Source organism: Vibrio sp. S9_S30, from assembly GCF_014694455.1.
In the GTDB taxonomy this organism is placed as follows: Bacteria; Pseudomonadota; Gammaproteobacteria; order Enterobacterales; family Vibrionaceae; genus Vibrio.
Map to the genome: position 1 here is coordinate 470,634 of NZ_JAAUWT010000001.1, position 12,361 is coordinate 482,994.

9 protein-coding genes and 3 pseudogenes are annotated in these 12,361 nt (G+C 41.3%); 9 read left to right on the forward strand and 3 right to left on the reverse strand.

The genetic code is table 11. The annotated features are described in order from the left end of the window. The first annotated feature begins 1 nt into the window (after position 1). A complete protein-coding gene (locus HC752_RS02075; protein WP_190333419.1) occupies positions 2-2,743 on the forward strand; it encodes a heavy metal translocating P-type ATPase in 2,742 nt (913 codons plus the stop codon). Between the two features lie 176 nt (positions 2,744-2,919). After that, positions 2,920-3,195: a hypothetical protein gene (locus HC752_RS02080; RefSeq protein ID WP_190333420.1), complete on the forward strand. Its 276-nt coding sequence runs from the start codon at positions 2,920-2,922 to the stop codon at positions 3,193-3,195. Positions 3,196-3,565: 370 nt separating this feature from the next. Here HC752_RS02080 and HC752_RS24730 read toward each other — a convergent pair. After that, positions 3,566-3,850 (reverse strand): annotated as a pseudogene (locus tag HC752_RS24730) (transposase); the annotation flags it as partial. Positions 3,851-4,874: 1,024 nt separating this feature from the next. Between HC752_RS24730 and HC752_RS02090 the strand changes: the two are divergent. Then, entirely contained in the window at positions 4,875-5,252 is a 378-nt protein-coding gene (locus HC752_RS02090) for a DUF3316 domain-containing protein (protein WP_190333421.1), read from the forward strand. Between the two features lie 209 nt (positions 5,253-5,461). Here the strand turns inward: HC752_RS02090 and HC752_RS25385 are convergent. Further along, a pseudogene (locus tag HC752_RS25385) lies at positions 5,462-5,587 on the reverse strand (IS3 family transposase); the annotation flags it as partial. 563 nt (positions 5,588-6,150) lie between these two features. Here HC752_RS25385 and HC752_RS02095 point away from each other — a divergent pair. The 5 genes from HC752_RS02095 to HC752_RS02115 all read left to right on the forward strand — a co-directional run bounded on the left by HC752_RS02095 (position 6,151) and on the right by HC752_RS02115 (position 10,687). Continuing rightward, positions 6,151-6,531 carry a DUF3316 domain-containing protein gene (locus HC752_RS02095; RefSeq protein WP_190333422.1) on the forward strand — a complete coding sequence of 127 codons (381 nt, stop codon included), beginning with the start codon at positions 6,151-6,153 and terminating at the stop codon, positions 6,529-6,531. 54 nt (positions 6,532-6,585) lie between these two features. Then, a complete protein-coding gene (locus HC752_RS02100) occupies positions 6,586-6,756 on the forward strand; it encodes a hypothetical protein (RefSeq protein ID WP_190333423.1) in 171 nt (56 codons plus the stop codon). A 125-nt stretch (positions 6,757-6,881) separates the two neighbouring features. Beyond that, positions 6,882-7,565 carry a heavy metal response regulator transcription factor gene (locus tag HC752_RS02105; RefSeq protein WP_190333424.1) on the forward strand — a complete coding sequence of 228 codons (684 nt, stop codon included), beginning with the start codon at positions 6,882-6,884 and terminating at the stop codon, positions 7,563-7,565. Further along, positions 7,562-8,881 carry a heavy metal sensor histidine kinase gene (locus HC752_RS02110; RefSeq protein WP_190333425.1) on the forward strand — a complete coding sequence of 440 codons (1,320 nt, stop codon included), beginning with the start codon at positions 7,562-7,564 and terminating at the stop codon, positions 8,879-8,881. The genes HC752_RS02105 and HC752_RS02110 overlap by 4 nt, the downstream gene beginning before the upstream one ends. Before the next feature lie 888 nt (positions 8,882-9,769). Continuing rightward, positions 9,770-10,687 carry a glycosyltransferase family 2 protein gene (locus HC752_RS02115; protein WP_446751416.1) on the forward strand — a complete coding sequence of 306 codons (918 nt, stop codon included), beginning with the start codon at positions 9,770-9,772 and terminating at the stop codon, positions 10,685-10,687. Between the two features lie 90 nt (positions 10,688-10,777). Here HC752_RS02115 and HC752_RS25390 read toward each other — a convergent pair. Continuing rightward, positions 10,778-10,902: pseudogene (locus HC752_RS25390) on the reverse strand (ISAs1 family transposase); the annotation flags it as partial. Between the two features lie 137 nt (positions 10,903-11,039). Here HC752_RS25390 and dinB point away from each other — a divergent pair. Beyond that, complete coding sequence (dinB, locus tag HC752_RS02120; protein WP_190333426.1) at positions 11,040-12,098, forward strand: DNA polymerase IV; 1,059 nt, start codon at positions 11,040-11,042, stop codon at positions 12,096-12,098. Positions 12,099-12,361 lie beyond the last annotated feature (263 nt).

Here is a 12,361-nt window from a genome sequence, read left to right on the forward strand (position 1 = left end):
AATGACTATAAAACACTACTCATTGGCACTATCGGGCATCAACTGCGGTCGATGCGTCGTCAAAATTGTGGAGGGGCTGAGTGAAGTTGACCCTGATGTTTCTTTCACTATTAGTGAAACGAAGAGCAAAGCAGATCTTATTACGACTCTATTACCTGAACAAGCAATGGCGATCATTCAACAGTTAGGCTTTTCGGCATCGAGTGTCGGTCGGCATCACTATAGTACATCGGTATCCAATGTCACTTGCCAGCACTGTATTGGTAACATTACCCAAGCAATAAATGAGCTGGATAGCGATGCACAGGTTTGGGTTGATATTGAAAATAAAACACTAGATGCGAAAACCATCTTGTCTGGTGAGGCGATTGAAGGTGTTTTAGCTGAGTGCGGTTATAGCGATCACCCCGTCGATAAAGTGTTACAGGATGATAAAGCATTACAGGATGATAACGTTAATCATACTAAAGAGGGGAAAGGTACAGCGCCCATTGGTAATCGTGTTGAGTTGTTATTGATAGGGGTAACCTGTGCAAGTTGTGTCAACACGATTGAAAAAGTATTGCTGGCTGTGCCTGATACGGATTCTGTTGTGGTGAATTTTGCCAATCGTACAGCGACAGTGGTTTCACGCCAGCCTGTGTTTGTTTTGATTCAGGCCATCCAAGGTGCAGGCTATGATGCCGAGGAAATTACCGATCAAGCATTGGCAAATGACACCAAAGAAGAGCGAGAAGCCGATGAATATCGATTGAAGGTAAAGCAAAGTGTGATTGGGCTAGGGCTGGGTGTGCCATTGATGCTGTATGGTCTGTTTGGCGGACCTATGAACGTGAATACACAATCCGAGCAGTTACTATGGCTCGCAGTAGGGTTAGTGACCTTTTTCGTTTTGGTTCGCGCAGGGAAGCATTTTTTTACTGGCGCATGGAAAGCCTTTTTAAATCGCAATGCGAATATGGATACGCTGATTACTCTCGGAACCGGTACGGCATGGCTTTATTCAATGGTGGTTGTGTTGGGACCGCAGTGGTTGCCTGAAAGTGCGAGACACCTCTATTTTGAAGCCACGGCTATGATTATTGGTTTGATTAACTTAGGGCAAGCACTCGAATTAAAAGCACGAGGCCGAACTTCTCAAGCGATAAAGCGTTTACTGGATCTAAGAGTGAAAACCGCCATGGTGATTCGCGATGGCAATGAGATGTCGCTGCCCATTGAACAAGTAGTGGCTGGTGACAAGATTCGAGTGAGAGCGGGCGAGAAAGTGCCTGTTGATGGTGTTATTACTGAGGGTGAGACTACGATTGACGAGTCAATGTTGACTGGTGAACCGATTCCTGTGGAGAAAAAAGCAGGCAGTTCAGTATCCGCTGGGACGATCAATGATCGGGGTAGCTTTGTCTTTGAAGCGCAAAAGGTGGGAAGCGATACCGTGCTTGCTCAAATTATCGGCATGGTGTCGAATGCGCAAAACTCAAAACCGCCGATCAGTCACTTGGCGGATAAAGTGTCATCGGTATTTGTGCCGACTGTCATGATTATTTCTATTCTCACTGCGCTAGCTTGGTATAACTTTGGCCCTCAGCCTTCATTGGTCTACATGATTGTTGCTGCAACGTCGGTGTTGATCATCGCGTGTCCGTGTGCACTGGGGTTAGCGACTCCGATTTCAACCATGATAGGTGTAGGTAAAGCCGCCGAGTTCGGTGGATTGATCCGTAACGGGGAAGCCTTACAAAGAGCCAGTGAACTGGATGTTGTGGTATTGGATAAAACTGGGACTATTACCCAAGGTAAACCCGAAGTGACGAACTTTGTTTCTTTAGTGGATGAATCGGACATCTTGCCTCTTGTCGCTGCATTAGAGAAAGGTTCAAACCACCCATTAGCCAAAGCATTGATGACTTTCGTTCAACGTGAGGAGCAAGCACAAGGCAATCAGTCAGTCGTGTCTGATTTTGAGTCATTAACTGGGCTAGGTGTACAAGCCTTGTATTCAGAAAAAAGACTGTTACTCGGTAATCGCAAGCTGATGCTCCAGTGTGATGTCAATATTGAAAAGGTAGCGGAGCATGGATTGAAGTGGGAGCAAGAGGCCAACACCGTTGTCTATTTTGCTATTGATGACCAAGTACAAGCGCTGTTTGGCATTAGTGACCCCATTCGAGACGATACCCGAAGTGCCATTGATCGCTTTCATCAGCAAGGCATTCATGTCGTGATGCTAACTGGTGATAACCACAACACGGCGAAAGCCGTAGCCTCACTCGTTAATGTTGATGAATACCATGCAGAGCTGATGCCTGAAGATAAGTTACGCTGGATTCAACAGTTGCAAGCTAAAGGGCATGTAGTGGGCATGGTGGGGGACGGTATTAATGACGCTCCAGCACTGGCTCAATCGGATGTCGGGTTTGCCATTGGCAGTGGTACCGATGTTGCCATTGAAAGTGCAGATATTACTTTGATGCGCAGTTCCCTTCATGGGATCTCTGATGCGATTGGGATCAGTAGTGCCACCATGAAGAACATCAAACAGAATTTGTGGGGTGCGTTTATCTATAACAGCTTAGGCATTCCAGTTGCAACTGGGCTGTTATTTCCATTCACAGGTTGGTTACTGAGTCCAATTATTGCTGGGGCAGCCATGTCGTTGTCTTCAGTTACGGTAGTGGTAAACGCAAATCGCCTGCGCTTGTATACCCCAGCATCAATACCTACGTCAAATAAGGAGAAGTAAGATGTCAGTGAATATATTGGGTCTTATTGCGATTGTATTTATTGTCTGGTGGTTTTGGGGGAAGAAAAACCGCTAGGATGACAAAAATATCATAAATCACCCCTCTATTCTGATCTAAGCGCTGCGATAAGATGATGGACAGTTAAGCGATTTAAAGCTACTTGGAGGTAATGAAAATGAAAGGCAAGAAATCAAACTGTCACAAAAATGGTCACGGATGGATGATGATTCTATGTGCATTATTAATGGTTGGCATTCCATTGGTGATCCTCTCTTCTAGCCAAGAGGTGTTTGGCTGGGCATACCTAAGTAGTGCGATTGTTCCCTTAATTATCTGCCTAGCGATGCACGGTTTAATGATGAAACTGATGATGCCTAGCGAAAAACAAGGTCCGGAGGAAAACGAGCAATCGATGAAAAAAATAGAGAATAATTCACAATTTAAAGCATAAACAAGGTTAAGCCTAAACAAGGTTAAGCCTAAATAAGGTTAAGGTGATTCTGTAAAAAAGCGATGTCAGTCATTTTTTGCAGTCTTATTGCCGTGCTAGCTGCCAGTAATCTCGATGAGCAACATCGACAGCCTCACTCAAATCAAATTGTTCAGACACACATTGAGCAATCAAAGATGGATGAAGAAGAGATGCGTAAAAACATGATGGGTATATGGATATGGTGAAAGGCATGGATATGGAGTATATGCCTAATGATTGTAGGAAAACGAAGAACAACGTTGAAGCATAAGAATGTTAGTGGGAAAGCTTTCCCTCTTCCTTTTAGGCAGAGCGCTACGTTCCGCATCGAAGGTGGCTTTTTTATGGTTCATCGCGGCTTTCTTTGGAAAACCGCTTTGATCTTCAAGAAGAAGTAATCGGTATCTTGATACCCATATCCCATTCGCTTGATTAACTTTATCTTGTTGTTTCTCCCTTTAAGCGTGCACGTGTTTAACGGGTAACTTACCTTTGCAATAACGCCATGAAGATATGGTCTGAGTTTTCGTTCGAACTCTTTTAATGGTCTAATGTCACTCTCATTCACTTGTTCCCACCATGCACTCCACAAGCCTTTGACCTGAACTTCTGACTTACAGCACCAGAGCGCTTTACCCCTTGTCTCGCCTTTTTACCTTGATTGGCTTGGTCGACTCGAACTTGTCCATGACGCGTTGCCTTAGTTCATCTCCCTTCACTGACGGAACAACGTGTCGAAGGCAGCGTTGATCTGTCTAATTTATCTATTTATCTATTTATCTCTTGAATGGTGTACCAATGAACACCGGTTAGTTGGGAGATACGCTTAATAGCAAGAAGGGGTAACCGTTGTTCAATATGGCTTTTTAAGCGATGGGTTATACGAGATATGGCTCTAATCAAGATAGAGACGCCGTTTTTATACCGCAGTTATGGCACTTCACACGTCGAGTTTGAATGATCAGCTCAACAGGGGGGAGTCGCCTAGCTTCTTTCACATGACGCCACCGAGACTCATTGCTGATATTTAAAAAGGAATAAAAGTAGGGTGTGAATCCAGTTACATTAACGCTACTGCCTTGTCTTTTACCAAGCAGTCGGTTGTTTTTGGATGTTAGGCTTAAAAACGTTTTGGAAAGTCGAGAAGCCTTGTTCCTAGTTTCTGGTCTGCACTTGGCGGCCAGTTTTCCAAAAATCAAGCGCACCACCTCTGATTGAGAGTGTTGGGGCTAACTGCAATCCCAGTGATCTTAACTGAATCAGCTTTGTCCAACTTGCTTTGGATTATTTATGACCATCCAAGACATCGAACATCTCTTTACGTCTGGTTATTGATTTTTTCTCAGAACCATTTGATCGCATGACAAGGTGTGTATCTACATGAGCTTGATGATTTTTATTTAAATCATCAGAGATCCCTCAGAGCCCAGTATCAACGGAACAAACCGCAATTTTCTTTCTCTTCTAGACGCCAGAAAACAGCATAGATCATTGGCGTAAATTTCAACTCCTGCTTCTTCATTAGCTTGAATTTTTTGCATACCAACAAAGAAAATCGGTGATATCCACTATTATGACTAAAATGTCATGATTGGATACCGATAGAGTCAGAGTGAAGCTGTTAAATTGAATTCATCAACAAAACAAAGGAAAGACAAATGAATACTCTTAACAAAATTCTTCTTACAAGCTCTATTTTTTTATTCACTAGTGCTGCGGCTGTCGCTGAGCCATTAAATTCGGGAGGTAACTATGTGAGCAGAATTACCCACTCAACAGTATTGACACAAGCGACAAGCTCTAAAGAGCAAGCTTATAAACTAGGCGCAAAAAAGCTAGCAGAATATGAAGGCATGAGTGCAAAAGAGCTCGAATCAGAGTTTATTTTGGTTAGAAGCTACGGTAGTAAGGAAAATGCCACCCACCTCAAAGAACAACGCTATGTAACAGTTGAAGAACGGTTAAATAGCCAAGGAAAAATGGAGTACGTTGCTCAAGTCCATTTGCAAGTTCATTATCAAGAGCGTGACAATTAAAAGTTAAAGGTGGTGTATACCTCTTGTGGCTCTTTAGCTACAAGAGGTTATGCTGTTTAACAAGATGGTCTAAATATCTCAGGTGTTAAACTTGAAGGCTCAGTATTTATTTTGACAGAAGACGATACTTAGTCATTACTAATTTGTCAGGTGGAGACTGTGTCAGCTAATTGATATGATTTGTACCAATTAGAGACACTGCCTTTGGTGACATTTTGTTGTTCAGGTTAACTGGGCTTAGGTACCAGAGAACACACATGGCTTCTTGTCCGATTATAATCAACCTCAATGTACTCAAGATCGTTTGACGCGTATTGTCTCCGTTGTCGGCGAGTTTTTTGTATGCGCTTTGGTCTGCAATAAAACCCACATCGTGATACCTTGAAAACCTTATCTATACGAATGAAACACGCAAGCACAGCAGTGTTTAAGAGCCATTTACTTTAGACTTTTCACAAAGCAGGTAGCGCCCTTTTTACGATACCTCACATGTCTTCTTCCACCATCTGTAGACTCAAGATTCATATTTAAGAGAGTAGTTTGGCTGAAGATGCTATTCCCACTTTCTCAGCTAGTATCAAGGCTTCTGCTTTAAATTCAGAAAAATGGATAATACGTTCCCTCTTGCTTGTCATGGCTTACCCCGTTAGTGACGGTATTCATTTCACTCGGTGTCCCAAACGGGTGGTGCGGATCCATTCGTGTTTTATTCCGTTATTCTAGTGGATCCGACTTCTTGTTTTGAAAGATAACGAGTTCAATTTAAAGGATAAAAAAGCGAAGAGGCTTTAAGCTATATAATGATAAAAAGTATGACAAAAATGTCATGATTGGATGCTGATAGAGTCAGAGTGAAGCTGCTAGATTGAACTCATCGATAACAAATGAGGAATGACAAATGAACACTCTACAAAAAATTATTCTAACTGGATCTATTTTGCTTACTAGTGCAGCATCCGTTGCACAGCCATTGTATTCTGGTAGTAATTACTTAAGCCGAGTTGATCATAGAACGGTCTCTATTGATGCTGTAAGCTCTAAGCAACAAGCTTACGAACTAGGGGCTAAAAAGTTGTCAACATTTGAGGGCATCACTGCCCAAGAGCTCAACTCGGTATTTGGCTTTGGCAGAAATTATGGTAGTAATCAAAACACTACTCATCTCGAAGACCAAGGGTATGTAACTGTTCAAGAGAGATTTAACCATAAAGGACAACTAGAGTATGTCGCCCAAGTACACTTAAATGTTCATTATCAAGAGCGAGATAGTAATAACTAAGTACAAGTAGGGCTCCTGGATCTACGTGATGCTTCAGGAGCCAAGGAGGCAACTATGACTGATAAAGTATCGGTCATAGTTCAAGAAAAAAAGCTCGACCTACTCCTAATGGGTGAAGGTATTCGAAATTTCACAACGTATCAAGTACAAGGGCGTGGAACTCAATCGGACTTAACGGATACGTACGTTGAAACTCGGATTACCCAAGAGATATTTTGTTGGTGATAGCCATACTCGGCATCGATGTATTGCTGGGTGCTCTATGTGTGCCACAATAAGCAAATATCTAGTCTATTATACAATGACAGAAAGTATAACAACACATACAGAAACCAAGGCATTTTTCTTATATGAAGTTACTTGTTGTAGAAGATGAAGAGAAAGCAGGAGCTTATCTTAAAAAAGGCCTAATTGAATCGGGCTACAGTGTCGATCTATCCACTGATGGGGTTGATGCTTTGTATTTGGCAACGACGAATGAGTACGACCTTATTATCTTGGATATTATGCTACCAAAGTTGAATGGGTGGCAGCTATTGCACACGCTTCGTAGTAGTGATTTCTCTACTCCAGTTATTATTTTATCAGCAAAAGACCAAGTTGAAGACCGAGTTAAGGGGCTTGAATTAGGTGCAAATGACTACCTTGTCAAACCTTTTGCATTTGTAGAGCTGCTTGCTAGGGTTAAAAACGCGTTACGAAATCAAACCAGTACAAGCAAAACGGATCCTATTTTACAGATAGCCGACCTAAGTCTTGATCTTCTCAAACGGAAGGTCACTCGTGATTCTGATGTGATTCAATTGACGGCTAAAGAATTTTCTTTGTTGGAATATCTGTTTTCAAAAAAAGGACAAGTGGTGACACGTACACAAATTGCATCAGCAGTTTGGGATATGAACTTCGATAGTGACACGAATGTGATTGATTCAGCGGTGAAAAGGCTGAGATCGAAAATTGATAATCCTTATCAACAAAAGCTCATTCTAACCGTGCGAGGGATGGGCTACAAACTTGACGATACAATAGAATGAAAAAAGTCATCAACAAATCGTTAGCACTTAAATTGGTGTTTATGTATGTGATGGCTTCTTTCGTTGTCTTGGCTATTTTTGCATTAACGGTTCAGCACGCAATTACAAATCACTTTTATGAACAAGATTATTTGCATCTAGAGGAGAAGCTTAAATCGTTAGCTCCTAATGCCGAGACTAAATTGAACATTTTTGACTCTTTGAATATCTCTGCGTGGGTTTTAGAAAACGGTCAGGTCATAAAATCAAACAGAGAAGTTAACCGCTTTCCTGTAGAGATGGTGTCAAGTTCCTCTTATGAATGGTCAGAAGGTGACTTGATTTTTCGAGCATTTAAATTCAAGTCTTCACCGGAAAGTGATCGTTCTATTGTGCTCGCGATGGAAATCACTCACCACAAACTCTTTTTCAAAAAGCTCAATTCAATTTTATTGTGGACGCTTGTTCTCAGTGTGGGTTTATCGGGTGCTTATGCTTTAGTCATCGTACGAAGTGGTTTGATGCCATTAAAAGTGTTGAAAAACTATATAGAAAAGGTTAGTACGAGCAACCTGAATGTACGATTACCGAGTGACTCCTTACCAGTAGAGCTCAAGAGTTTAGCCGCCTCTCAAAATGAAATGTTGGAAAGGTTACAATCTGGTTTTATCAGGTTGAGTGAGTTCTCCTCTGATATAGCACATGAGCTAAGAACACCATTGACCAATATCATGATGCAAACTCAAGTAGCTCTCGTAGCTAAACGCTCTGTTGAAGAGTATCAAGATATCTTGGCTTCAAACCTCGAAGAGCTAGAGCGATTAAATAAAACAATATCAGATACCCTGTACTTAGCGAAGTCAGAGAATGAACTTCTGCATAAGGCAAAAACCGAACTTCATTTGAGGGATATTTTCACCTCTTTACTCGACTACTATGAGGCTTTGGCGGAAGAAGAAAATGTTCGCATTACGGTAGATGGTGAAATGACCCTGCTGGGTGACAAAGACATGCTTCAGCGAGCATTTGGAAATGTATTATCTAATGCTTTGAGGCATTGTTTTCCTGACACAGAGATATCTGTTCTTATCTCAGACTCAGGAGGTAGAAAGACGGTTAAAATCAGTAATACCGGAGAGCCGATACCTCAAAGTTCCCTACCGTATATATTTGATCGCTTTTATCGCTCAGATAAATCTCGTGTTCACTCAAATAGTGTAGGTGCAGGGTTAGGGCTACCTATTGCTAAAGCGATTATGCACGCTCATGGCGGAGATATAGCGGTGTCTTCAATTGAAAACAGAACGGAATTTGAGTTTGTGTTTGATAATGTTTGATTTTACCAAAACCTAGACCTCCCTATTACACCCAAGTATTGATACTGTAGAATGATGCCCAAAGCAAAAGGTACAAAATGGTATACTCACTAAAGCAGACAGGTATTTTGACTGTCAGCATTCTAGCGATGTTGTTGTCTAGTTATGCCTTAAGTATGCCAATGATGAGTTCTCACTCTGTATCTACACCTGCTGAAGTAATGGCAATGGAAAATGGAAACTCCAATCACTGTGATGGCAAGAGTGCTCTATGTGGTGATTGTTGTAAATCTGCCTGTTCAAGTATCTACGCATCACTAACGTCAGTCCTCTTTATCAGCAATGACCAATCTATTTTAGCTCTTCATAGTCCACTCAAAATAGGCATTAAAGTTACTCGTATTCATAGTCTACTTCGCCCCCCTCTTCTCTTAATTCATTCGTCATAATTATGAGTTCTTACGTCTGCTCTGTTTTCGATGTAGGGGCTAAAATGTGTCCATGTTATTTTACGCGGATAGTTATAATAAACCTTTAATTCAATAAGTTAGATGTATTCAGAAGTGTTGATGTTAATGTTGCTGTTGCTTTTATGGGATGCAGATCGTGTTATATGCAGAAGCTGAAACATTACTGTAATTAAACTCACCCATTAAATCAGCTCTAATGAGTGATACGAGTCGCTCAGTATACGTTCGCGGCACAGCCACAAGCTATGCGTGAAGTGGGGGAGGGGCGAGCTCTTATGAAAATGACTTGAAGTGGCATATGCATATTCCATCAAAGACAAAACGGTACTGACTTACGATGCCAATTGCGACAACTCATGGTGCCCCCAACCATGAAAGAACAGTATATCGACTTCAATTATCGAAACATTATTAATACTTATTTAGGTGATAGATAAAAATGGTTATGAAAATATCACTAGTTGTTCCCGTGTTTAATGAGCAGGAAGCCATTCCTGTTTTTTATAAAACGGTAAAAGAAAATAAAGAACTTAGTAAATACAAGATTGAAATATTATTCATCAATGATGGCAGTACCGATCTCACCGAAAGCATTATTGATGCGATAGCTCTTTCAGACAGGGATATTATAGCTTTAAATTTTACTCGAAACTTTGGAAAAGAGTCCGCTCTGATGGCTGGTTTAGAGCATGCAACGGGTGACGCGGTTGTCCCTATTGATGTTGATCTTCAAGACCCAATAGAAGTCATACCAGAAATGATAGATAAATGGCTAAATGGGGCCGATGTCGTGCTTGGGAAGCGTGTGGACAGAGCGGCAGATGGTATCCTTAAACGCAGCACTGCTGAGTGGTTTTACAAAGTTCATAACAATATCAGTGATCTTCAGATTCAAGAAAACGTAGGTGACTTTCGCCTACTTTCTCGCGATACCGTGGAGCATATCAAGCAGCTACCCGAGAGAAACTTGTTTATGAAAGGTATCTTGTCTTGGGTTGGGGGAAACGTTGAGGTTGTTGAATATATAAGGCAAGAGCGCTCAGTCGGTGATACAAAATTCAATGGCTGGAAACTTTGGAATTTTGCAATAGAAGGAATCACTAGCTTTTCGACATTGCCACTTAGAGTTTGGAGTTACATAGGTTTCGTAATTTCATTGTTGTCTCTGTTTTATGGCGGGTGGATCATTTTGGACAAGTTTATCAATGAGAATCCTGTACCTGGTTTTCCCACTTTGATCGTCGCAATTGTCTTTTTGGGGGGAATACAGTTGATAGGAATAGGTATTGTAGGTGAATATGTTGGTCGAGTGTATATTGAATCTAAACAGCGTCCGCGTTATTTATTGAAAAAATAACACTATACCCAAGTAACGGATAATAACGCACCTGCTCATGTGGCGGTCGTTATTTTTCTCGTTCTGATAGCAGGGCGATCGCATGAATGCCTAATTTTCACTCACAGAGATAAATTCAGCGCTAAGAACCGCTTCCAGCATGGATGTTTCATCATGCAACGCTTCTGCTTACCAACAATACTAAGCTTGGTTGACTCTAAGCACAGCATATTGAGCTGAACAACACCTTTCTTCCCTTAATCTTTACTGTTTTTTTATACAGTGTAAAATGGTTTGGTATTTGCTAAAGAAAAGCTTTAACTACTGAGTGTTAAAGGGAGGTATAAATGCCTTTCAAGCTCTGGGAGTGACGATGACCAAGAAATTTATCCATATAGATCTCGATTGTTACTACGCGGCGATTGAAGCGAGGGATAACCCAAGCCTCAGAGGAATCCCATTGGCCATTGGAGGATCGCGATATAGGAGAGGGGTGCTATCGACATGTAACTATGAGGCGCGTAAATTTGGTGTCCGATCTGCAATGCCAACATCACAAGCCTTGAGGTTATGCCCACAACTAACAGTAGTTTCAGGAAATATGGAGAAATATCAGTTAGTTTCTAAGCAAATACGAGAGATATTTTCAAGGTACACAGATAAGATTGAACCACTCTCTTTAGATGAGGCTTACTTGGACGTCACACAATCAACTTTGTTCGGAGGTTCGGCGACTTTAATTGCACAAGATATCAGAAAGAAAATTGAGTCTGAATTGCAACTTACAGCTAGCGCTGGAGTGGCGCCTATCAAGTTTGTTGCCAAAGTTGCCTCCGATGTTAATAAACCAAATGGTATATGTGTGGTTTCTCCCGACGAATTGAACACGTTCATTGAGAAGTTGGAGCTAGGCAAGATTTCTGGAGTGGGTAAGGTTACGTTAGAAAAACTACACAAATTGGGCTTGTTTTTAGGGAAAGATGTCAAAAATTACGAACACCACTTGTTAATAAAGCAATTCGGTAAGTTTGGTCAAACGCTATGGGATAGATGCCATGGCGTTGATTCCAGAGAAGTGGAAGTTTCAAGGGTTCGAAAGTCCTTAGGGGTAGAGAAAACGTTCAATGTTGATTTGTACTCTGAAGAAGACTGCCTAAAGGCTATAGATCGGTTGTATTCATCTTTAACTACGCGGCTCGAAAAAGTATCTACCGCCCAAAATATCATTCGTTTGGGAGTTAAATTGAAATTTAATGACTTTAAGCAAACAACGGTCGAGCATAAACAGAGCAAGCTAGAAAAGAGTTTTTTTACAGAACTGTTTAGAGAGGCAATGATGAGGCAGAATGGTCGTGGTATTCGCTTGATTGGAATTTCAGTTGGTCTTGACAACAACCAGAGTGAAAAAGGTCAAATGAGCTTTGAATGGTGAATTGGATCTCAAAGACTTTCGAGATGCCAGAAAGGAAGAGAGATTCGCATACTCGGGTTGAACGTTATGCTCAAACCCGAACAAGAAACCAAGCAGCTCAGTTGCTTTTGATTCAAACTAAAGGCCGGTAACTAACTTGTATTAGTTCCGACTAGATCTGACACTTCAATTTGAAAAGAAGAGAGTTACCCACTTTGATTAAAGGTGCTTAATCACTAATCAAAGACAATAAGAGGTAACTCTCATGCTTCATACTAGCAATC